The organism is uncultured Cellulomonas sp. (assembly GCF_963527515.1).
Taxonomy (GTDB): domain Bacteria; phylum Actinomycetota; class Actinomycetes; order Actinomycetales; family Cellulomonadaceae; genus Cellulomonas.
In genome coordinates, this window is sequence record NZ_CAURTV010000002.1 from 13,318 (window position 1) to 34,760 (window position 21,443).

General features: G+C 72.8%; 23 protein-coding genes. 10 read left to right on the plus strand and 13 right to left on the minus strand.

What is annotated here, in order from left to right; all coding sequences use genetic code 11:
• Positions 1 to 14: 14 nt before the first annotated feature.
• The 3 genes from RYN42_RS00830 to RYN42_RS00840 are packed head-to-tail and all read right to left on the minus strand — an operon-like array spanning position 15 to position 1,803.
• Positions 15 to 791: a DinB family protein gene (locus RYN42_RS00830; RefSeq protein ID WP_315092909.1), complete on the minus strand. Its 777-nt coding sequence runs from the start codon at positions 789 to 791 to the stop codon at positions 15 to 17.
• 34 nt (positions 792 to 825) lie between these two features.
• Positions 826 to 1,602, minus strand: coding sequence for a class I SAM-dependent methyltransferase (locus RYN42_RS00835; protein ID WP_315092910.1), 777 nt, complete (start codon positions 1,600 to 1,602; stop codon positions 826 to 828).
• A 21-nt stretch (positions 1,603 to 1,623) separates the two neighbouring features.
• Positions 1,624 to 1,803 (minus strand): hypothetical protein, encoded by a 180-nt coding sequence (locus tag RYN42_RS00840; protein WP_315092911.1) that lies wholly within the window; start codon positions 1,801 to 1,803, stop codon positions 1,624 to 1,626.
• A 143-nt stretch (positions 1,804 to 1,946) separates the two neighbouring features.
• On the opposite strand from RYN42_RS00840, the gene RYN42_RS00845 reads away from it, so the two are divergent.
• Entirely contained in the window at positions 1,947 to 4,217 is a 2,271-nt protein-coding gene (locus tag RYN42_RS00845; RefSeq protein WP_315092912.1) for a family 43 glycosylhydrolase, read from the plus strand.
• A gap of 7 nt (positions 4,218 to 4,224) precedes the next feature.
• Here the strand turns inward: RYN42_RS00845 and RYN42_RS00850 are convergent, their stop codons facing one another.
• Positions 4,225 to 5,037, minus strand: a complete 813-nt coding sequence (locus RYN42_RS00850) for a hypothetical protein (RefSeq protein ID WP_315092914.1) — start codon at positions 5,035 to 5,037, stop codon at positions 4,225 to 4,227.
• Positions 5,038 to 5,118: 81 nt separating this feature from the next.
• Between RYN42_RS00850 and RYN42_RS00855 the strand changes: the two genes are divergently transcribed.
• Genes RYN42_RS00855 through RYN42_RS00865 form a run of 3 tightly spaced genes read left to right on the plus strand, consistent with a single transcriptional unit; the run spans position 5,119 to position 6,563 of the window.
• Positions 5,119 to 5,718 carry a dihydrofolate reductase family protein gene (locus RYN42_RS00855; RefSeq protein WP_315092916.1) on the plus strand — a complete coding sequence of 200 codons (600 nt, stop codon included), beginning with the start codon at positions 5,119 to 5,121 and terminating at the stop codon, positions 5,716 to 5,718.
• The gene (locus RYN42_RS00860) at positions 5,715 to 6,107 is read left to right on the plus strand and encodes a VOC family protein (RefSeq protein ID WP_315092917.1); all 393 of its coding nucleotides are present in this window, start codon (positions 5,715 to 5,717) and stop codon (positions 6,105 to 6,107) included. The genes RYN42_RS00855 and RYN42_RS00860 overlap by 4 nt, the downstream gene beginning before the upstream one ends.
• Positions 6,108 to 6,161: 54 nt before the next feature.
• The gene (locus tag RYN42_RS00865) at positions 6,162 to 6,563 is read left to right on the plus strand and encodes a RidA family protein (RefSeq protein ID WP_315092918.1); all 402 of its coding nucleotides are present in this window, start codon (positions 6,162 to 6,164) and stop codon (positions 6,561 to 6,563) included.
• Here the strand turns inward: RYN42_RS00865 and RYN42_RS00870 are convergent.
• From RYN42_RS00870 to RYN42_RS00880, 3 genes are all read right to left on the minus strand, one after another.
• Entirely contained in the window at positions 6,523 to 7,089 is a 567-nt protein-coding gene (locus tag RYN42_RS00870; protein ID WP_315092919.1) for an alpha/beta hydrolase, read from the minus strand. The genes RYN42_RS00865 and RYN42_RS00870 overlap by 41 nt on opposite strands.
• 133 nt (positions 7,090 to 7,222) lie before the next feature.
• Positions 7,223 to 9,769: an FtsX-like permease family protein gene (locus tag RYN42_RS00875; protein ID WP_315092921.1), complete on the minus strand. Its 2,547-nt coding sequence runs from the start codon at positions 9,767 to 9,769 to the stop codon at positions 7,223 to 7,225.
• A complete protein-coding gene (locus RYN42_RS00880; protein WP_315092922.1) occupies positions 9,769 to 10,545 on the minus strand; it encodes an ABC transporter ATP-binding protein in 777 nt (258 codons plus the stop codon). The genes RYN42_RS00875 and RYN42_RS00880 overlap by 1 nt, the downstream gene beginning before the upstream one ends.
• A 126-nt stretch (positions 10,546 to 10,671) precedes the next feature.
• On the opposite strand from RYN42_RS00880, the gene RYN42_RS00885 reads away from it, so the two are divergent.
• The 3 genes from RYN42_RS00885 to RYN42_RS00895 are packed head-to-tail and all read left to right on the plus strand — an operon-like array spanning position 10,672 to position 11,982.
• On the plus strand, positions 10,672 to 11,064 hold the full coding sequence (locus tag RYN42_RS00885) for a hypothetical protein (RefSeq protein ID WP_315092924.1): 393 nt from the start codon (positions 10,672 to 10,674) through the stop codon (positions 11,062 to 11,064).
• Positions 11,061 to 11,651, plus strand: coding sequence for a class I SAM-dependent methyltransferase (locus RYN42_RS00890; RefSeq protein ID WP_315092926.1), 591 nt, complete (start codon positions 11,061 to 11,063; stop codon positions 11,649 to 11,651). The genes RYN42_RS00885 and RYN42_RS00890 overlap by 4 nt, the downstream gene beginning before the upstream one ends.
• A gap of 37 nt (positions 11,652 to 11,688) precedes the next feature.
• Positions 11,689 to 11,982 carry a VanZ family protein gene (locus RYN42_RS00895; RefSeq protein ID WP_315092928.1) on the plus strand — a complete coding sequence of 98 codons (294 nt, stop codon included), beginning with the start codon at positions 11,689 to 11,691 and terminating at the stop codon, positions 11,980 to 11,982.
• A 5-nt stretch (positions 11,983 to 11,987) separates the two neighbouring features.
• On the opposite strand, the gene RYN42_RS00900 is transcribed toward RYN42_RS00895, so the two are convergent.
• The 3 genes from RYN42_RS00900 to RYN42_RS00910 are packed head-to-tail and all read right to left on the minus strand — an operon-like array spanning position 11,988 to position 14,489.
• Entirely contained in the window at positions 11,988 to 12,806 is an 819-nt protein-coding gene (locus RYN42_RS00900; protein WP_315092929.1) for an alpha/beta hydrolase, read from the minus strand.
• A 23-nt stretch (positions 12,807 to 12,829) separates the two neighbouring features.
• Positions 12,830 to 13,624 (minus strand): SDR family oxidoreductase, encoded by a 795-nt coding sequence (locus RYN42_RS00905; protein WP_315092930.1) that lies wholly within the window; start codon positions 13,622 to 13,624, stop codon positions 12,830 to 12,832.
• A gap of 10 nt (positions 13,625 to 13,634) precedes the next feature.
• Positions 13,635 to 14,489 (minus strand): helix-turn-helix transcriptional regulator, encoded by an 855-nt coding sequence (locus tag RYN42_RS00910; protein ID WP_315092932.1) that lies wholly within the window; start codon positions 14,487 to 14,489, stop codon positions 13,635 to 13,637.
• A 123-nt stretch (positions 14,490 to 14,612) separates the two neighbouring features.
• On the opposite strand from RYN42_RS00910, the gene RYN42_RS00915 reads away from it, so the two are divergent.
• Positions 14,613 to 14,936 carry a YciI family protein gene (locus tag RYN42_RS00915; RefSeq protein WP_315092934.1) on the plus strand — a complete coding sequence of 108 codons (324 nt, stop codon included), beginning with the start codon at positions 14,613 to 14,615 and terminating at the stop codon, positions 14,934 to 14,936.
• Positions 14,933 to 16,147, plus strand: a complete 1,215-nt coding sequence (locus RYN42_RS00920) for a DUF6596 domain-containing protein (RefSeq protein WP_315092935.1) — start codon at positions 14,933 to 14,935, stop codon at positions 16,145 to 16,147. The genes RYN42_RS00915 and RYN42_RS00920 overlap by 4 nt, the downstream gene beginning before the upstream one ends.
• On the opposite strand, the gene RYN42_RS00925 is transcribed toward RYN42_RS00920, so the two are convergent.
• Positions 16,144 to 16,719, minus strand: a complete 576-nt coding sequence (locus RYN42_RS00925) for a TetR/AcrR family transcriptional regulator (protein WP_315092937.1) — start codon at positions 16,717 to 16,719, stop codon at positions 16,144 to 16,146. The genes RYN42_RS00920 and RYN42_RS00925 overlap by 4 nt on opposite strands.
• Before the next feature lie 104 nt (positions 16,720 to 16,823).
• On the opposite strand from RYN42_RS00925, the gene RYN42_RS00930 reads away from it, so the two are divergent.
• A complete protein-coding gene (locus tag RYN42_RS00930; RefSeq protein WP_315092939.1) occupies positions 16,824 to 17,246 on the plus strand; it encodes an ester cyclase in 423 nt (140 codons plus the stop codon).
• Positions 17,247 to 17,289: 43 nt separating this feature from the next.
• On the opposite strand, the gene RYN42_RS00935 is transcribed toward RYN42_RS00930, so the two are convergent.
• Both RYN42_RS00935 and RYN42_RS00940 read right to left on the minus strand, forming a co-directional pair.
• A complete protein-coding gene (locus RYN42_RS00935; protein ID WP_315092941.1) occupies positions 17,290 to 19,767 on the minus strand; it encodes a non-reducing end alpha-L-arabinofuranosidase family hydrolase in 2,478 nt (825 codons plus the stop codon).
• Positions 19,768 to 19,936: 169 nt separating this feature from the next.
• The gene (locus RYN42_RS00940) at positions 19,937 to 21,331 is read right to left on the minus strand and encodes an endo-1,4-beta-xylanase (protein ID WP_315092943.1); all 1,395 of its coding nucleotides are present in this window, start codon (positions 21,329 to 21,331) and stop codon (positions 19,937 to 19,939) included.
• Between the last annotated feature and the right edge of the window lie 112 nt (positions 21,332 to 21,443).

Sequence of the window (21,443 nt, forward strand, 5' to 3'; positions counted from 1 at the left end):
GAGGGCCTCCCCCGTCAGCCGCCGGCTCGTGCCTCCAGGACCGTCAGGTCCCGCTCCGCATACCTGCGGTGCCACCACTCCTCGTTGAGCACCACCAGGAGCGGCTCGCGGACCGGGAAGGTCGCGTCCTCGTCGGGCCACCCCGGACCGACCAGCGGCTCGGTCGTCCGGTCCAGCTGCTCGTCCGTCAGGTCGTCGACCACCCGGCGCACCACGGCCATCGCCTCCAGGCGCAGGGCCAGCGCCTCGTCCAGGGTCGGTCGAGCGTCCCGGTCGTGCGGCACCCCCGGGCGCGGTCGCATCTCGTCCCACGGCAGCGACAGGGGGTGCCACGGGCTCGGGACGCCCAGGATCCCCCGGGCCACCCACGACTCCGACGCGAACGCCAGGTGGCGCAGGGTCTGGATGAACGACCACTCCTCGGCGACCGACTCGTGCAGGAGGTCCGGCGGCAGCCGGCGGGCGCGCGCCACGGTGGCGGCCCACAGCTGCTCGTTCACGTCCCAGGCCTGTCGGAACCCGTCGGCGGTGGTCGGTCGGAACAGCGGCTTCTCGGGGTGGCGGCGCTCCAGCTCCGCCTCGATCAGCGGGGCGACGTCGATCCCGTTGATGACGACGTCGACGACGTCCCCGTCGATGGTGCTGTGGGTGATCTCGACGCCGCGCATGACGACGCCGTGGAACCCGACGGCGCGGAACGTGGAGCCGGTCAGGTCCACCATCGTGAACCGTGAGCCCTGCATGTCGGCGTCCTGGAACCGCGAGCCGCGCAGGTCGGAGAGGTCGCTCATACCGGTCAGGCTAGGACGGACCTCCCACAGAGGATCAGGCCGGGCGCTCCAGGCGCGCACTCAGGTACCGCAGCGTCCCGGCGGCGAACCCCTCGGGGTTGCGCGTCCCCTCGAGCCCGGCGAACGGCCGCAGCGCCCGCTGGAACGGGCGGGGGATCCACTCCCGGACCAGCTCGGTCTTGCGGGCGTCGTCCAGCCGCAGCGCGTGCAGCACCTCCGCGGTGATGTCACGGTGCTCGACCGCCACCAGACCGCTCGACGTCAGCTGCGCGCGGGTGGTGCCCACGTCGGCCGCAGTACGCAGGTCGGCCCAGACGAACGCGCCGCCGGGGCGCAGGACCCGGTGCACCTGCGCGACGAACGCCTCCATGTCCGCGTAGCAGTGCGAGGACTCCACGTTGACGACGACGTCGAACGACTCGTCAGCGAACGGGAGCGCCTGCGCGTCGCCCTGCACGAACCGCAGGCCGGGGCCCGTGCGGTCTCGGCGGGACAACGACACGGCGGACGCGGCGAAGTCGACGCCCGTCGTCGACCGCGGCCCGAGCGACCGGCTCACCCACGACGCCCCACCGCCACGGCCGGACCCCACCTCCAGCACGTCGGCGCCGGCCACCTCCACGCCGTCGAGCACGTGCGCGTACAGCTGGACGCAGTACCGGTCCACCTCGTCCGCGGCGTCCAGGACGAGCGGGGCGCCCGCCGGGTCCACCGGGGCGTAGCCGTAGTTCATGAACGCCCACTCCGGGCGTCGGACGCGCGCGCCCAGCAGCTCGTAGGTGGCCCGCCAGGCGAGCTGTCGCAGACGCATCCCGGCACGCTACCGGGCGGCTCAGCCGTAGAAGCTCGTCAGCAGCTCGAAGACCACGATGCCGGGCCAGATGATCGCCTTCGGGATGGCCAGCACGAACATCCAGAACGTGTCCGCCTGCTGGAAGTAGAAGACCGCTGCCCCGAAGAACCCGAGCCCGTAGACGGCCCCGCCTCCGGCACCGGACGACCTGCTGGCCATGTCACTCCTCGCTCGCGTCGGCCCCTGCCCCGTGGGCAACCGTTCACCCGTGCACGGTTGCGGGTCAAGGCGCCGAGTGGCCCCATCCGGGCGACCGGCGTACAACGGAAGACCCGCCGGTCGACGACGAAGGGCAGGCCCCGATGCGCTGGATCACCGGTCCCCTCGCTGTCTCGCTCACCCTCGGCCTCGTGCTCGGTGCCACGGCCGCCGTCGCAGGCCCACCCGAGCGCGGCGGCGGGGGTTCGACGCCGTACACCAACCCGGTGAGCGCGGGCTTCGCGGACACCTACGCCGACCCCGCGGTCATCCGCGGCAAGGACGGCTGGTGGTACGCGTACGGCACCACGGACCCGCTGCGGGAGGGCGAGGGGACGCGCCACCTGATCCCGATGTCCCGGTCGGCCGACCTGGTGACCTGGGAGTACGTCGGCGACGCGTTCACCGAGGACACGCGTCCGGCCTGGGCGGACCGCGACCGCGGCGCGGCCCTGTGGGCGCCCGACGTCCGGTACGTCGACGGCCAGTACCGGATGTACGTCGTCGTCACGGAGACCACCCTCACCCCCGAGCCGAGCGACAACGCGATCGGCGTCGCGACCGCCCCGACGCCGACGGGACCGTGGACGCCGTCCGGCACCCCGGTGGTCGGTCCGCGGCCAGGGGCCGGGGGCGGCTTCCTGTGGACGTTCGACCCGTCCCACGTGGTCGGCCCGGACGGCACCGAGCACCTGTTCTACGGGTCCTACTACGGCGGTATCTGGGTCACGGAGCTGTCCGACGACGGCTCGACCGCGGTCGGCGAGCCCGTGCAGGTGGCCATCGACAACAAGTACGAGGGCGCGTACGTGGTCCAGCGCGACGGCTGGTGGTACCTGTTCGCGTCGTCGGCCAACTGCTGCGCCGGACCGACCACCGGCTACAGCGTGCACGTCGGGCGCTCGCGGGACCTGACCGGTCCGTACCTGGACCGCGAGGGTGTCCCGCTGAACCAGTCGCGCGCGGGCGGCACCCCGGTGCTCGCACCGAACGGCAACCGGTGGGTCGGCACGGGGCACAACGCGGTGGTGACCGACCTCGCCGGTCAGGACTGGATCGTCTACCACGCGATCGACCGGTCGGACCCGTATCTGGACGGCACCGACGGGATCAACGAGCGGCCGATGCTGCTCGACCGGCTGGACTGGGTGGACGGATGGCCGACCGCGCGGGCCGGAGCGTGGGCGTCGGAGGACCGCGAGCGCGGTCCGGTGACAGGCGCGACAGACTTCGAGCCGGGCGTCCCGCGCGGCTGGACCACGGCGGGCCGCTGGGCGACCGACGACGAGGCGGACGTCGGGCGGCACCTGGTGTCGCGCGGCGAGGCGTCCCTGACCCGACGGGTGCCGGGTCGTGACGTGCGGGTCGAGGCCGACCTCCGGTTCGACGCGACCGGCACCTCCGCGGGCGGCCTCACCGTCGGCCAGCACCGGCGCGGCGGGTTGCGGGCGACGGTGGACCCGGTGGCCCGCGAGCTGGTGCTGGAGCTCGGTGGACGGTCCGCGGCCCGTGCGTCCGCGCCCTTGCCCGCGGACCTGGACCTCGCCGACTGGCTCGCGCTCGCCCTGACCGTGCGCGACGGCACGGCGACCGCGGAGCTCACGCACGCGCGGCTCGGGGACCCGCTCGCGGTGGTGGCCCTCGACGTCCCCCGCCGAATCGCCGCAGCCGGACGCGCCGGGGCCACGGCCACCGGACCGGGCGTCCGGGTCGACAACCTCAGCGCCCTGCCGGCCGCGAAGCTGGTCGACGAGGCCGTGCCGCTCCCGGAGCCCGGCGCGCTCGACCCCGCGCTCAGCGACGAGATCGAGGGCTCCGCGCTCGGTCCGGGCTGGACCCCGGTGCGTGACCCGCAGGTGACGGTGGCGGACGGCGTGCTGCGCTGGCCCACCGAGGCGGGCGACCTGGTCGGCACGGGCAACGATGCCGGCCTGCTGCTGCGGGACGTGCCGGAGACCGACTGGGTCGCCGAGACGCGGCTGACCATCGACCTCGGCACCGACACCGTCCGCAACTACCAGCAGGGCGGGCTGATCGCCTACGTCGACGACGACCGCTGGGCCCGGCTGTCGCACGTCGCCATCTGGAACACCCGCCAGACCGAGCTCGGCACCGAGCAGCCGTACGCCGGCCGGCTGGCGTACGGGGGGACCATCGTCGGGCCACCCGCCGAGACCACCTGGCTGCGGCTGGCGCACCGGACGGACGTGTCCGGTGAGCACGAGGTGCAGGCGTTCACCAGCACCGACGGACGCACCTGGGTCGCCGGCGGCGTGTGGACGTTCCCGGCGGGCTCGGACCTGCAGGTGGGTCTGCTCTCGCACGGCGGCGTCGGCGCGACCGCGCAGTTCGACTACCTGCGCGTCTACCGGTGACGCCTGCTCAGGCCACGGGTTCCAGATAGACCCGCGGAGCCAGACGGTCCACCGCCCGGTCCCCGACGACAAGACCGAGCCCGAGGCGGTGCAGGACGCGGGCGACGTCGTCGGCGTGCAGCGACCCGTGCCGTTCGAGCACCAGCTGCACCCGGCCGTGCGCGCGCTCGACGCGGTGCAGCCCGAGCACGGTGGTCGACACCGGGAGGTGCCGCCAGACACGGGCACGGGCGGCGGCCTCGTCGGCGTGCTCCAGGACCACCAGGGCGGTGCCCAGCTCCGCACGCAGCCCGTCGACGCGCCAGTGCACCGGCGCGTCGTGACCGCCCGTGACGTGCCGGGACCGGTTGGCCGACGAGATCGCGAGCGGCTCGTCGCCCATCGCCCTGGCCGCTGCAGCGAGGAACACCTGCGACGGGCACGCGTCCCCGGGCACGATCACCTGGGTGGTCGTCGTGCCCCGGTCCTGGGCGGTCAGCCCGGCGGGGACGTGCCCCGCGGCCGGTCCACGGAACCCGAACGGGCCCAGTGCGCAGAACGCGTCGACCACGTCCTGCACCAGGGTGCGGGAGACGCCGACCGGCAGGGCGGCCAGGTCGAACGCGTCCAGGACGCGGCCGGTCGGCGCCGTCACGCTGCCGGTCTGGTCCAGCGGCCGGCCCTTCAGCGCGTTGAGCCGCCTGACCCGGTCCCCCCGGGCGGTGAGGGCGTAGATGCCGCCGAACCCGTGGGCCACGGGGTGGCCGTCGGCCAGCAGCGCAGCGGCCAGGCGCGCGTCGGCCGGACGGTCGAGGATCAGACGGGCGTGGTCGTCGAGCATGGCTGGGCCTCCCGGGGGTCATCGGGAAGGACCGCGCGGAGGCCGGGCAGATACCGGCGGCCGGTGGCATCGTGGGGTGTCATGACTGTGGTCCTCGACATCACGATCTCGCTCGACGGCTTTGTCACCGCCCCGAACGCCGGGCCGGACTACGGGCTCGGCGACGACGGCCTGCCCCTGCACGAGTGGGCGATCGGCGACCGGACCGACGACGACGTCCGCGTGCTGGCCAGGGCGACGGCGGCCACGGGCGCCGTAGTGATGGGCCGGCACACGTTCGACGTCGTCGACGCCCCGGGCGGCTGGAACGAGGAGCGCCACTACGGCGCGGACCAGGGCGACGAGCCGCCCCCGTGCTTCGTCGTCACCCACCACCAGCCCGAGCGGGTGCGGCTCACCGACCGGATGGTCATCGTCACCACCGGCCTGCGCGACGCGATCGCGCAGGCCACCGCCGTGGCCGGGGACAAGGACGTGGTGATCATGGGCGGCGGCGAGCTGGGCGGTGCGGCGCTGCGCGAGGGGGTCGTCGACCGCGTCCACCTGCACGTCGCGCCGCTCCTGCTCGGAGCGGGCACGCCGCTGTTCGATGGGACGCGGCTGTCCCTGCGGCTCGACGAGGCCGCCACCGTGATCACGCCCCACGCGGCGCACCTCTGCTACGAGGTCGTGCGCCCGTGACCGCCCTGCGAGCCGTCGACTGCGTGCGGCTCCCCGTGCCGGACCTCGACGCCGGCCTGGCGTTCTACTGCGACCGCCTCGGGCACGAGCTGCTCTGGCGGTCGGACACCGCCGCCGCGGTGCGGCTCCCCGACGACGACGCGGAGCTGGTGCTGCAGGTCGAGCGGCCGGAGCCCGAGGTCGACCTCCTCGTCGGCTCCGTGGACGAGGCGGTGGCGGAGGTCGTCGCCGCCGGGGGATCCGTCGTCGATCCCGCATCCGACATCCCCGTCGGACGGGTGGCGCGCGTGGCCGACCCGTTCGGCAACGTCCTGACGGTCCTCGACCTGAGCCGCGGTCGCTACGGCACGGACGGCGACGGCCAGGTCCTCGGGGTGCGCCCGGCCTGACGCGCGCCGCACTCCTCATGGCGACGTGTCGGTGGGCGGTGGGACGGTGGTCGCATGGAGATCACACGCCTGCAACCGGCCGGTCTCGTGGTGAGCCCGGCATTCAGCCATGTCGCCGTCGTGCCCGCGGGCGCGACGACCATCTACGTCGGCGGCCAGAACGGCGTCGACGACACCGGCGCGGTCGTCTCGGCCGACGTCGCCGAGCAGTCGGTCCGCACCATCGACAACGTGAGCACCGCGCTCGAGGCCGCGGGTGCCTCGCTCGCCGACGTCGTGCAGTGGACGGTGCTCATCGCCGAGGAGGCCGACCTCGCGGCCGCCTACGGTGCCATCGCCCCGCGGCTCGCCGGCGCCGGCAAGCCGCCGCTGGTCACCGCCGCGCGCGTCGCCGGACTGGGGGTGCCCGGCGCGCTCATCGAGGTGAGCGCGATCGCGGCCGTGCTGCCGACCTGAGCTCGTCGAGCACCGCCCAGCCCTCCGACCAGTCGCCGAGGCGAGAGGCCGCGTTGATGTGCCCCTTGCTCCCGACCTGCACCAGGTCGCCGCCGACCGCAGCAGCGATCCCCGCGGCGTGCTCCGGCGTGCCGTAGGGGTCGTCGTCCGCCACGACGACGACCGTGCGGAACGGCAGCCGCGCGGGCACCCACCGGTCGAACCCGACCGCGCGCCCGGGGAAGGCCGGTCCGTGCACGTCCGGGGGCGCGACGAGGAGCGCACCGACCACGCCGTCGCCGACGTGCTCGGCGGCCCACTGCAGGACGAGCGTGCAGCCCAGGCTGTGCGCCACCAGGAGCGCGGGGCCGTCGATCCCGTGGATCGTCGCCTCGAGATCACTGACCCACTCGTTCCGCACGGGGTGGTCCCACGAGCGGTGCTCCACCCACACGCTGCCGGTCAGCCGGTCGTGCCAGCGACGCTGCCAGTGGTCGGGGTCGGAGTTGCCGATCCCGGCGACGAACACCACGGTCGGATCGCTCATGTGCGGACCTCGCTCCTACGTCGGCTGGTCGGGTTCCGGAGCGTAGGGGCGAGCGCGCGGCGCGAGGGCGCGGTGGGCGCCGGTTGTCGGGATCCCGCCGGAACGCGGCAGGATCTCGACCCCCGGCGACCACTCACTCGTAGGCGACCGCGTCGAGCACCTTCATGCGGGCGGCCCGCGACGCCGGCCACACAGCGGCGAGCACCCCGACCACCACGGCGAGGACGAGCATCCCGGCGAGGCTCCCCCACGGGATGACCAGCGTCGACAGGCCCTCGTCGGCGAACAGCGTCGGGAGGGTCGACGCGAGCGCCACACCCACCACCAGGCCCAGCACCGTGCCGAACACCGCCGTGAGCACCGACTCGATGGTCACCGTGCCCGCCAGCTGCAGGCGCCCGAGGCCGACGGCCCGCAGCAGCCCGATCTCCCGCGTCCGCTCGATCACGGACAGGGCGAGCGTGTTGACGATGCCCAGCACGGCGATGACGACCGACAGCCCGAGCAGCGCGTAGAGGATGACCAGCACCTGGTTCACCTGGTCGGCGATGCTCGACACGAACTCCTCACGCGTGAGGACCGAGACCACGACGTACGGGGCGACGGTCTGGGCGACAGCATCCTGCAGCTGCGCCGTGCTCACGCCGTCCGCCGCCGACACCAGGATCGTGTCGACCATCTGCTGCTCACGCGGCAGCAGGTCGTCCAGCACCGCCCGGTCGACGACGAGCGGCGAGCCGAGGATGTTCGTCGTGAAGACCGCCGTGACGGTCAGGTCCTGCGGTCCGCCGGTGCCGCTCACGCTCAGCGTGTCGCCGACCGCCCAGCCGTGCTCGTCCGCGGCCGACTCCAGGACGGCGACCTCCCCGGCACCGAGCCCGTCGAGCGAGCCGTCGACCACGTCGACCTCGACCGAGCCGCCCAGCGTCCCGGAGTCCAGGCCGATCACGTACTGCACCTCGGGTGCCGCGTCACCGACCGCGACGCCCAGCGGGGCGAACGCGATCGGGTCCGCACGGCCGGCCTCCGGCATCGCGACGACGTCGTCGACCGCACCGGCGGGGATCACCATCGTCGCGGACCGCACCACCACGTCGGCGTTCGTCTGCGCCTCGACCACGCCCGCGACGGACTGCTGCGCGGTCACGGCGATCACCGACACCGCGCCCACCAGCGCCATGCCGATCATGAGGGCGCCGGCCGTGTTGGCGGTCCGGCGCGGGTTGCGCACCACGTTGCCGCGGGCCAGCCGCCCGACGGGCCGCAGCAGCCGCACGAACGGCCAGGCGAGGACCCCGACGGCCGACCGCGCCACCACCGGCGAGAGCATGAGCACCCCCACCAGCACCGCGGCCGCGCCGGTGCCGAGCCAGACCTCCGCGGACTCAGCCTCCGGCCGCAGCAGGGCGACCACCAGCGAGGCCACCCCGGCCCCCGTGACGAGGAGCCCGCCGAGCGCGCGCCAGCGCAGGGTCCGCTCGGGGGTCGCCACGTCGTCGCGCATAGCCTCCACGGGGGGCACGACGGCCGCCCGCCGTGCAGGCAGCGCGGCCGCGAGGACGCTGACGAGGGTGCCGACGAGGAGCGACACGACGACGGTCGTCACGTCGAGCGGGATGGTCCCCACGAGGTCCATCCCGACCGAGCCGAGCCCGACCCGCAGGGCCGAGACGAGCCCGAGCCCACCCGCGATGCCGAGCGCGGACCCGAGCAGGCCCACGACCGCGGCCTGCACGAGCACCGAGGAGAACACCTGCACCGGCGACGCCCCGACGGCCCGCAGGAGGGCGAGCTCACGCATCCGCTGCCGCACCGACATGGCGAACGTGTTGGAGATGATGAACGCCCCGACGAACAGGGCGATCGCCGCGAAGACGAGGAGGAACGTGGTGACGAAGCCGAGCTGGCTGGCGATCTCGGTCTTGTTCTCGGCGCGCAGCGCGTCACCCGTGACCACCTCCAGGCCGTCGGGGGCGAGCGCGGAGATCCGGTCGACGACCGTCGCGACGGACGTGCCGTCCGCCGCGTACACCGCGATGTCGTTGACCCCACCCTCGGGTGCCAGCACGTCCTGACCGGTCTGCGGGTCGACGAGCACGATGGTCGCGCCCGCCATCGGGCCGCCGAGGTCGACACGGCCGACGACCTCCACCTGGGTGACCTCGCCGCCGAGCACGGCATCGGTGGTGTCGCCGACCGCGAGGCCGGACGAGTCCAGCGTCGCCGTCTCCAGCGCGACCTCGCCGGGCCGCTGCGGTCCGCGCCCCTCGACCACGTCGAGCGACGGGTCGTCCGGCACGTACATCAGCGCGAAGGACGGTGCCTGGGTGCTCTGCACGGCGGTCCCGTCCGCGCCGACCAGCACGATCGGCCCCGAGACGCCGGGCACCGCGTGGGCGACCCCCTCGACGGCCGCGATCTGGTCGACCAGGTCCCGCGGCACGCTCTCGCCCGTCGCGTTGGCGGTGCCCGTGACGACGGACGACCCCTCGGCCTGCAGCACGCGCACGTAGACGTCGCCGGGTGCGGCGGCGTCGACGATCCCGTCGAACGTGCCGGAGAGCATGGTGCGCAGGGCGAACGTGCCGGCGACGAAGGCGACCCCCAGCGCGACGGCCAGCACGGACAGCAGGAACCTCACCAGGTGCGCGCGGATGCCGCGCAGCGCGACGCGTCCCATCACACACCCACGGTCTGCGCGCGCAGGACGGAAGCGCCCGGGCGCAGCGCCGCGAGCGCTGCGAGGACCGACTCGGGCGTCGGGTCGGCGAGCTCGCCGACCACCCGTCCGTCGGCCAGGAACAGGACGCGGTGGGCGTAGGACGCGGCGGTCGGGTCGTGCGTCACCATGACCACGGACTGTCCGAGCTCGTCCACGGACCGGCGCAGGAACCCGAGCACCTCCGCGGACGAGGTGGAGTCGAGGTTGCCGGTGGGCTCGTCGGCGAAGACGACCGCGGGCCGGGACACGAGGGCGCGCGCGCAGGCGACCCGCTGCTGCTGCCCGCCCGACAGCTCCGACGGCTTGTGGCTGAGCCGGTCGGCCAGACCGACGGCCTGCACGACCGCGTCGAGGTGCGCCTTGTCGACGGGCCGGCGGGCGATGTCCAGCGGCAGCGTGATGTTCTCCAGCGCCGTGAGCGTGGGCACCAGGTTGAACGCCTGGAAGATGAACCCGAGGCGGTCGCGGCGCAGCCTGGTCAGCTTGCGCTCGTTCATGCCGCTGACCTCGAGCCCGTCGACGACGACCGTCCCGGCGTCGGAGCGGTCGAGGCCGGCCATGCAGTGCATGAGCGTCGACTTCCCGGAACCGGACGGCCCCATGATCGCGGTCATCTCTCCACGACCAAAGTCGACGTCCACCCCCGCGAGGGCGTGCACCGCCGTGTCGCCCTTGCCGTAGGTCTTCACGAGCCCGCGGGCGCTCGCGATGGGAGTGGTCGGTTCGTTGGTCATGGGTCCTCACCTCAGTGCACGTCCGGACAGCCGTTCCGTGACCATGGTCCCGCCGTCCGCATGCGCGCCGCATCGGTGATGTCCCTGGTCAGGCCCTGATTCGACCCTGAGCGGTACGATCGCCCGATGCTGAGCGCGGAGTGGATCGAGCACGTGCGCCCGGGTGACCGCGAGCGCCTCGGGTGGATCCGGCCGGACGGTGACGCGTTCGCCGCCGTCGACGTCCTCGGGCGTGACCTGACCGGTCCGGTCGAGTGGCTGGAGGCGGAGGAGGCGCTCGAGGAGCGTGGGCTCGGCTGGCTGTCCGACCTGTGGGAGCTCGACCTGCCGGACGGCACCCGGGCGCGCGTCCGCATCGTCGAGGTGACCCCGGATCGCGTGGTGGTGCAGACCGACGACTTCGGCGCGGTGGACGTCGACGTGACGCGGCACGTGCTCGAGTTCCCGGCACCGGACACGTTGCGGCCCTTCGAGGGCGACGCGTCCGTGATGGACGCGTTCGGCCACTCCGCGCGATGACTCCGCGCTGGAACCACAACCTGCACTACCACCGCCTGATCCTGGACGCCGTGCCGGCCGACGCCACGACCGCGCTGGACGTCGGCTGCGGCGAGGGCGTGCTGGCGCGCGACCTGCGCGGCCGCGTCCCGCAGGTGACCGGCATCGACCTGCACGAGCCGAGCATCGCGCTGGCCCGCGCGACGGGCGGGACGGGCATCGAGTACGTGTGCGGGGACGCGCTGACCCACCCGATGGGACCGTTCGACGTCGTGGCCTCCGTCGCCACGTTGCACCACCTCGACGCCCGCGCGGGGCTCCGCCGCTTCGCGGAGCTGGTGCGACCGGGCGGGCGCCTCGTCGTCGTCGGCCTCGCCCGCAGCGACGGCCTGCGCGATGCTCCCCGCGAGCTCGGCGCGGTGGTCGCGCACGCGGTCGCCGTGCGGCGTCGCGGGTACTGGGAGCACTCCGCCCCGCAGGTGTGGCCGCCCCCGGGGACCTACGCGGGGATGCGCGCGCTGGTGCGCGAGGAGCTGCCGGGGGCCCGGTTCCGGCGGCACCTGTACTGGCGCTGGTCGCTCGTGTGGGACAAGCCCGGTCCCTGCTGACCACCCAGCTCGTCGGGACCTGGCGGTCGGCTGCGCGATGGAGTGGACGTTACCGACGCTCGGCGCGGTCGAGCTCATGGTCAACGTGATCCTGTTCGCACCGGTAGCCCTGCTGGCCGGCGTGCTGACCCGGCGGCCCGTCGCGGCGCTGCTCGGCGCCAGCGCGGCGTCGCTGGTGGTCGAGGCGGTGCAGGCGTTCGTCACGGTGCTCGGCCGGAGCTGCTCGACCGACGACTGGCTCTCCAACACTCTCGGCGCGCTGCTGGGCGCCCTGCTCGCGGTGGCCGCGCTCCGCCTCGCGCGGGCCACCGGTGAGCCGCCGCCGAGCTGACCGGGTCAGCCGCCGGTCGTGGCCTGCGCGTCCAGCCGCTGCGAGGCCAGCCACCCGAGGGCGACGTCGGCGACGACCCGCCAGCCCGCGTCGATGGTCAGCGAGTGACCGCGACCGGGGATCTCCTGGTAGTCGGTGACCGAGCCGGGACTGTCCTCGTAGAGCTTGGCGACCTCCAGGGTGACCGCCTTGGGCACGGTGTGGTCCTGGTCGCCGGAGATGAGCAGCAGCGGCCCGCGGACCGCCAGGTGGGTGTCGACCTTCGCCGGCGAGGACCGGGAGAAGTTGGCCGTGGCGTCCTCGAACAGCGGCCGGCCCGGCCCGGGGATCGTCCACTGCTCGAAGAGCGCGTCCGACTCCTCCTGCGAGAGGGCGTTGCCGAAGCTGTAGCGGAACTGCTTGGCCGTCAGGGAGACGGTCCGCTTCTTGTTCGCGGGGTTGCCGAGCACGGGGAACCCGGAGCGGAGCTGGGAGAACGGCAGGGTCTTCACGCCCTTGATCGGCGCCGGGTCGATGGCGACGGCGGCGACCGCCAGGTCGTGGGCCAGGAGCTCCTGGGCGATGAGCCCGCCGAACGAGTGTCCGACGACGATCGGCTTGGCACCGAGCGTCTCGATGTGGTCGGCGTAGTGGTGGCAGATCTGCTCGATGCCCACGTCGTCGAGCGCCGCGGCCGCTGCGCGGGTCGCCTCGACCGTCTCCGCGTCACCTGGCCAGCCCGGTGCGCTCACGTCGTACCCGTGCTCGGCGAACAGCTCCAGCCAGGGCGCCCAGGCAGAGGAGTGGATCCAGAGTCCGTGGATGAAGACGACCGGTGTGCGCATGACGACTCCTGGGTGGTGGGTGGTCAGAGCTGCTTGGTGAACCCGCCGTCGATGAGGAAGTCGGCGCCGGTGACGTTGCCCGCCCGCTCGCTGGCGAGCACCAGGACGAGGTCGGCCACCTCCTCGGGCTCGGTGAAGCGACCGGTGGAGAACCCGCCCGCCTCCTCGATGATGCGTCGGCGGGCCTCGTCGAACGACACGCCCAGGCTCGCCGCCACGGTGGCGGCGACACCGGTCTCGCCCAGCCACAGCGGCGTGGACACGGGACCCGGGCTGACGGTGTTGAAGCGCAGACCGCGCGGTCCGTACTCCTTGGACAGGGACTTGGACAGGTTCCAGACCGCCGCCTTGGTGGCGGAGTAGTCGACGACGCCGGGGTCGGGCAGGTACGCGTTGACGGAGCAGATCGTCACCACCGTCCCCCGGCCGCGCTCGAGGAGCAGGGGGATCGCCGCACGTGTCGTCCGCACGGCGGCCATGAGGGTGAGGTTGAGCGTCGCGAGCCAGTCGTCGTCGCTGACCTCCAGGAACCCGGTGGTCCGCGGCGTGACCGCCCCGACGTTGTTGACGACGATGTCCAGCCCGCCGAAGTGCGAGGACCGGGACACCAGCTCCGCGGGCGCGCCGGCCTCCGAGAGGTCGACGGCCACGGCGAGGACCTGCCCCGTGTCGGAGAGCGCGACCAGCTCGTCGGTGATCGACCTCGCCCCCGCGACGACCTTCGCCCCCTCGGCGACGAGCGCACGCGTGACGGCCAGCCCGATGCCCTTGCTGGCACCCGTGACGACCGCGACCTTGTCCGTGAGACGGAGATCCACGAGCGCGACGCTAGTCCTCGTGCCCGATTTCTCCCTGTCCCTCCTGGTCCCACCCGGAGCGGGCCAGCTCCGCCATCGGCCCCGCGCTCGGGGACCCCGGCTCGGCGAAGTACAGGAAGAGCGACTGGCCGTCGCTGCCCACCAGGGGCAACCGCAGGTAGCGCAGCACGAGGTCACCGACCAGCGGGTGGCGGAGGCGATGGACGCCGTCCCCGACCCGCACCACGTCGTGGCGCTCCCACAGCTCCCGGAACAGGCCGCTGCGGGTCGAGCCCTCCGCGACGAGCGCCTCCAGCCGGGCATCACCGCTGCGGCTCTCGGCCAGGGCGCGCAGCAGCGCCACGGAGCGGGCGGCCAGCCCCTCCCAGTCCCGGTGGAACACCCGTTCCGCCGGGTCGACGAACAGCGAGAGCACCCCGTTCACCCCCGTCCGGAAGCGCGGGTTGAGTGCTCGCGCCAGGGCGTTGGACGCGAGCACGTCGACGTGGCGGCTGTGCACCACCGCGGCCGTGAGCGGCCAGGAGTCGATCAGCCAGCGCGTGGCCTCGTGGACGACAGCGGGCTGCCCCGAGTCCTCGTGCCGGTCGCGGGGCTGGGCGAGTGCGTGCAGGTGGGCGGTGGCCACCGGGTCGAGGTGCAGCGCCCGGGCCAGCGAGTCCAGGACCTGGCGGGACGGGTGGGCGTCGCGCCCCTGCTCCAGCCGCAGGTAGTAGTCGGTGCTGACGCCGGCGAGGACCGCGACCTCCTCGCGCCGCAGGCCGGGGACCCGCCGCTGACCCGCACCCACCGCCAGGCCGACGTCCGCGGGCTGCAACCGCTCGCGCCGCGCTCGCAGGAAGTCGCCCAACCGCCGGTCTACGGTCATGTCGCGCAGGCTAGCGCCGCGGCTGCCGTGCGGACAGGGTGTCGGATCGGGGCCAGGCTGTTCGTTGCAGGGGTGAGCGGCGGCTCAGCACGGGGCGCCCCGAGCAGGAGGAGATGATCCGCGATGCAGTACCTGGTCTCCGTCATCAGCGACGACGACGCACTGGCCACCCCGGACGAGATGGCGGCCATCGACGAGTTCAACGACCGGCTGCAGGCCGACGGGCACTGGGTGTTCGCCGGTGGTCTCGCGGCGCCGAGCACGGCCACGGTGGTCGACAACCGGGACGGGAGAGGGCTGGTGACCGACGGACCCTATGTGGAGACCAAGGAGCACCTCGCCGGCTTCTGGATCATGGAGGCCGCCGACCTCGACGTGGCGCTCGGGCTCGCCACGTCGGGGTCGCGGGCGTGCAACCGCAAGCTCGAGGTGCGGCCGCTGCTGTGAGACCTGTGCCCGTCCAGGAGGCGATCGCCGGTGCCCACCGCGACGAGTGGGCGCGGGTGGTCGCCGCCCTGGCCCGGCGGTTCCGCGACCTCGACCTCGCCGAGGAGGCGGCGGCCGAGGCGTTCGCGACGGCGGTCGAGCGCTGGCCGTCCGACGGCGTCCCGCCGAACCCCGGCGCCTGGCTGACCACCACGGCGACGCGCAAGGCCATCGACCGGGTCCGCCGTGAGAACAAGCGGGACGCCAAGCAGAGGGAGGCCCGGATGCTGCACGACCACCAGGCGTCCGAGCCGCGCGGGGCCGTCGACGACGACCGGCTCCGCCTGATCTTCACCTGCTGCCACCCGGCGCTCTCCCTGGACGCCCGCGTGGCGCTCACCCTGCGTCTGGTCGGCGGGCTGACCGTGCCCGAGATCGCCGGTGCGTTCCTGGTGCAGGAGGCCACGATGGGGCAGCGGATCACCCGCGCGAAGGCCAAGGTGGCGGCGGCGCGCATCCCCTGGCGGGTGCCCTCGGCGGAGGACCTCCCCGCCCGCGTGTCCGGCGTGCTCGCCGTCCTGTTCCTCGTGTTCAACGAGGGCTACCTGGCATCGGGTCCGGGCAGCCCGCCCGTCCGGGACGACCTGACCGCCGAGGCCGTCCGGCTCACCCGCACGGTCCGCGCGCTCCTGCCGCAGGACGGGGAGGTGGCGGGGCTGCTGGCGCTCATGCTCCTGACCCAGGCGCGACGCCGCACCCGCGTGTCCGCGACGGGGGAGCTGGTGCCGCTCGACCAGCAGGACCGCAGCACGTGGGACGCGGCGATGATCGCCGAAGGTCATCGGCTGGTGCGCGAGCGCCTGGCCTCCGGGGACGCCCCCGGTCGCTACCAGCTCCTCGCGGCGATCAGTGCGGTGCACACCTCCGTCGGCGACTGGTCGCAGGTGGTCGCCCTCTACGACCAGCTCGTCGTCCTCGACCCGTCGCCGGTCGTCGCCCTCAACCGGGCGGTGGCGGTCGCGGAGCTCGACGGGCCGGCGGTGGGGCTCGCCCTGGTCGACCGGCTCGGGGACGCGCTCGACGGCTACCACGCCTTCCACGCGACGCGCGCCGACCTGCTGCGCCGGCTGGACCGCGGTCCGGAGGCGCGGGAGGCCTACGACCGCGCGATCGAGCTGGCGGGGAACACGGCCGAGTCCGCCTACCTGACGCGGCGGCGCGCCCAGACCTAGCGGCCGCCGACCTCGGCGACGAGGAGGTCGAGGCGCTCGTCGCCTCGGCCCCGGCGGAGCCGGTCGTGCTGCGCGAGCGTGGTCAGGCCGTGCAGAGCGGCCCACAGCACCTCGGTCAGGGTCTCGAGGTCACGTCCCGCGGCGACGGGCTCGGTCGCGGCACGCAGCTCGGTGAACGCCGCCGACAACGCCGCCGGGGCGTCCTCGGCACCGAACCGCAGGTGCGAGGCGCGGGTGAACATGGCGTCGTACAGGGCCGGGTTCTCTGCGGCGAAGGCGCTGTACGCGTGAGCGACCGACCGCAACGCCTCCTCCGGCGATCGCGCGCTGTGCCGGGCCGCACGGAGGGCGTCGGCGAGCTCACCGAACCCCTCGAGCGCCACGGCCTCGGCGATGTCCTCCATCGAGGCGAAGTGCTTGTAGAGCACCGGCTGGCTGTACTCGATCTCGCTCGACAGCCGACGCGTCGTGACGGCGTCCCAGCCCTCGCGCTCGGCCAGCGTCCGGGCCGCCGCGGTGATGAGCCTGCGGCGGGCGTCGCGCTCGCGGAGGCGTCGGTCTTCGAGAGCCATGCGCGTGACGATAGCAGTGCTTGCCGGGCTAGCGCTGCTATTGCGCATCCCGCCACCAGCGGTTAGCGTTGCTAGCACTAGCAGCGCTAACCAAGGAGCACGTCATGAGCCAGCAGCTCGCCACGACCTTCCTCGAGATGCTCAACACGCACGACCCGGACCTGGTGGATCGCCTCATGGGCGACAGCTACGTCAACCACAACGCGTTCGTCGCCGACGGCCGTGAGGCGAACCGACGGTTCTGGGCCGGGTTCTTCGCCGCCCTGCCCGACCTGCACGCCACCCTGGAGGACCTGGTGGTCTCCGGGGACCGGGTGGTGGCCCGCTTCACCTACCAGGGGACCCACACCGGCGAGCTCATGGGCATCCCCGCGAGCGGTCAGCCGGTGACCATGACCAGCATCGACATCTGGCGCGTCGAGGACGGCAGGTTCGTCGAGCACTGGGACGAGCTGAACCTCATGCAGGTGTTCCAGCAGATCGGCGCGCTGCCGCAGCTGGGCGCGAGCCCGGTGCCGCACGCCTGACGGCCGGCCGCCGGCCGGGTGGGCCGGCGGTCGGGCCTCCGAGTCAGCAGGTCGAGTTGGTCTGCGTCAGCAGGCCGATGCGCCACGGGAGCGAGTTGTAGTCACCCGAGGCATTGGGGTCCATGCCCTGGTAGAGGTAGCGCAGGTCGCACGCGCTGATCTCCATCCGCTGGTCCGTGCCGGAGCGCAGCATCTCGCCGTGGCTGATGTCCCGCGTCCACGCTCCCGCCGGGAACGTGACGTTGCTCGCGCGGGCGAACGGGTTGGCCTCGGTGTCCGCCAGCGCGGTCCACGAGCCGGTGATCGACGGGGCCGTCCACGACCGGAAGTACCGCTTGCCGTCCGTCCCGATCGCCTCGTGGACCATGAGCCAGCTGTTCTGGCCGGCCAGCTTGTAGATGTTCGCGGCCTCGAACAGGCGGAAGCGGTCGGAGTCCTGCATCGCGATCACCGTGTTGGTGAACCCGTTCGGGAAGCTCGCCAGAGACGTCTCGGACCGGTACAGGTGGCCGTTGTCGTCGGAGGAGAACAGGTAGCACCTCGCGGTGTCGCAGACCGTCCAGAAGTCCACCCAGTACCCGTTGCCGATGTTGTCCCGGATGATCTGCGGCTGCGAGGCGTAGAAGTTCCTCGGGGCCGACCACGACGCGGGGTCGGAGATGTTCGTCGTCGTCGAGTACGAGCCGCCCGCGCCGGTCTGGTACACGAGGTACCAGAGGTTCTGCGGGGCGAAGAAGAACACCTGCGGCGCCGCCCGGTAACCGGTGCCGATCCCCGACCGGTCGAGGTAGAAGTGCGGCGCGGACGAGGCCTGCGACCAGTCGCTGAAGCTCGTGTAGACCATGTTGTAGCCGCCGCCCGCCACGATCGACGCGAAGACGTGCCACTTCCCGTCGGCGTACACCACGCTCGGGTCCTTGACCGAGACCGCGTTGTGCGAGCTGTCCGGCTTCGGGCTGATGATCGCGCCGGTGGAGGACCACCGGAAGCTCGACGGCAAGGTGCCCGTCGGGGTGGTCGCGGTGGGCGTCGGCGTGGGCGTCGGCTCGGTGGTCGGCGTGGGCGTCGGCGTCGGCGTCGGTCCGACGCTCCCGTTGCACAGGGTGCCGTTGAGCGTGAAGCTCGTGGGCGCCGGGTTGCTGCCGCTGTAGGAGCCGTTGAAGCCGAACTCGACGGTGCCGTTGGTGGCGATCTGTGGGTTGTAGTCGACGTTGCGGGCCGTCACCTGGTTCCCGCTCTGCGTGAGCGCGGTGCTCCACGCCTGCGTCACCGCTTGGTTGCCGGGGAACGCCCACCGGAGCGTCCACCCGTTGATGGCCGGGCCGAGGTTGGTGATGCGGACGTTGGCGGTGAACCCGCTGCCCCACTGGCTCGGTGCCGCGTAGGCCACCGTGCAACCGGTACCCGGGACGGAGGTCGGCGTCGGCGTCGGCGTCGGCGTCGGGTTCGGCGTCGTCGGGTCCGGCGTGGGGGTCGTGGGAGTGGGCGTGGGTGTCGGGTCGACCGTGTTCAGCGTGTTCAGGACGCTGGTGTACGCGGCCTTCTTGCTGCCGGAGCCGTCGAACAGCAGCGGGGTGCCGCCAGAGCGCCAGGAGTCGGTGTCCCGGACGCCCCACACGGTGATGCCGGTGCAGCGGGCGACGTTGAGGCACGCCTGGACGACGCGGCGGTAGCTCTCGGCCTGCGCGCTGCCCGAGCCCTCGATGTCGAGCTCGGTGATCTGCACGTCGACGCCGAGGGCGGCGAAGCTCGAGATCGTCGTCTGGTAGTTGTTCGGCACCGGGCTCTGCGAGTTGAAGTGCGACTGGAGGCCGACGCAGTCGATCGGCACGCCCCGCGACTTGAAGTCGCGAACCATGTTGTAGACACCCTGCGTCTTGGCGTGCGACCAGTCGTCGGTGTTGTAGTCGTTGTAGCAGAGCTTCGCGGCGGGGTCGGCGGCGCGGGCGGCCCGGAAGGCGGCCTCGATCCAGTCGTTGCCGGTGCGCTGCAGGTTCGAGTCGCGACGGGCGCCCGAGGAGCCGTCCGCGAACGCCTCGTTCACCACGTCCCAGGCGTAGATCTTGCCCTTGTAGTGGGTGGCCACCTGGGTGACGTGGTTGAGCATCGCGTTGCGCAGCGCGGTGCCGGACATGTTCTGCATCCAGCCCGGCTGCTGCGCGTACCAAGCGAGGGTGTGGCCGCGGACCCGCTTGCCGTTGTTCAGGGCCCAGTTGAGGATCCGGTCGCCGTTGGTGAAGTTGAACTGGTTCTGGTTCGGCTCGGTCGCGTCCATCTTCATCTCGTTCTCGGCCGTGATCATGTCGAACTCACGGTTCGCGATGGTCGAGTACGTCGAGTCGTTGAGCCGGCCCGCGGCGATCGCGGTGCCGAAGTAGCGACCACTCTGGGCGGCAGCAGCACCGAGCGTGCTAGCGGCGGCTTCGGCGGGCATGGCGGCGACCAGGCCGGCCAGGGCGGTGGCGACGGACAACGTCGCAGCGACCAGGATGCGTCGCGCCCGTCGTGGGGTGGTGGTCATGGAGCACCTCTTCTGGAGCACCTGGCGTCACCGGCAGGTGGGCGGACGGGAGAACGCTCACACTGCCGACGCCCCGGGTCGGTCACCAGGTTGCGAATCGTTTTACACCGGTGAAGACGAGCGGGCGCGGCCCCCCGGTCAGGTGCCGCGCCCGCCCACCGTCAGCCGGTCAGGAGGCCGAGCAGGTGACGCTCGGCCACGTCCAGTTGCCGCCGTGCTGGACCGTGAAGCCGAACGACGTCGACTGCCCGGCCGCGAGTGCGCCGCTGCCGCTGGGTCGCATGGTCATGACGTTGCCGGAGGAGTCCCACGTCGGGGAGCCGCTCCACGTCGCGATGATCCGCTGCGGCGACCGGACGGTCACCGTCGACGACCAGCTGCTGATGGCGGTGTTGGCGCGGATGGTCACCGTGCCGTTGAAGCGGTCGTTCCACTTCTGACCCTCGGAGTACGTCGCCGTGCAGCTGCCGCCACCGGTGGGAGGAGGCGTGGTGGTGGGCGGCGGGGTGCTGGTCGGCGGCGGGGTCGTCGGGTTGGGGTTGGTGGTCCCGCCGGCGTTCAGCTGGTTCAGGACGCTGGTGTACGCGGCCTTCTTGTTGCCCGAGCCGTCGAACAGCAGCGGGGTGCCGGACGCGCGCCACGAGTCGCTGTCCCGGACGCCCCACACGGTGATGCCGGTGCAGCGCGCCACGGACAGGCAGGCCTGGACGACGCCCTGGTACTGCTGCGCCTGCGAGCTGCCCGAGCCCTCGATGTCCAGCTCGGTGATCTGGACGTCCACCCCGAGCGCGGCGAAGTTGCGCAGGGTCGTGTCGTAGTTGGACGGCACCGGGTTGCCGGAGTTGAAGTGCGCCTGGAAGCCGACGCAGTCGATGGGCACGCCGCGCGACTTGAAGTCACGGACCATGTTGTACACGCCCTGCGTCTTGGCGTGCGACCAGTTGTCGGTGTTGTAGTCGTTGTAGCAGAGCTTGGCGGCCGGGTCAGCGGCGCGAGCGGCCCGGAAGGCCGCCTCGATCCAGTCGTTCCCCGTGCGCTGCAGGTTCGAGTCGCGACGCCCACCGGACGAGCCGTCCGCGAACGCCTCGTTCACCACGTCCCAGGCGTAGATCTGGCCCTTGTAGTGCGTGGCCACCTGCGTCACGTGGTTGAGCATGGCGTTGCGCAGCGCGGTGCCGGACATGTTCTGCATCCAGCCGGGCTGCTGCGAGTGCCACGCCAACGCGTGACCGCGGACCTGCTTGCCGTTGCTCCGGGCCCAGCTCACGATTCGGTCGCCGTTGCCGTAGCTGAACTGGTTCTGGTTCGGCTCGGTCGCGTCCATCTTCATCTCGTTCTCGGCCGTGATCATGTTGAACTCACGGTTCGCGATGGTCGAGTACGTGTTGTCGCTCAGGCGGCTGGCCGCGATCGCGGTGCCGAAGTAGCGACCGCTCTCCGCTGCGGCGGCCGCCAGCGTGCTGCCTGCGGCGGCGGCCGGCACGGCGAGCGCCACGGCAACGACTGCTGCGGCCAGGCCGCTGGTCGCGGCAGCGAGCCGACGTCTCTGGTGTGGGGTCGTCATCGAACCCTCCTAGGGGGTTGGGGGTGAGTCCGGCGAGAAGCCGGCACGCCACCCTTCGACGCCCACGCACGCAGCGTCAATGGCGGAGGGGCAAGAAGATAGTTTCGATACC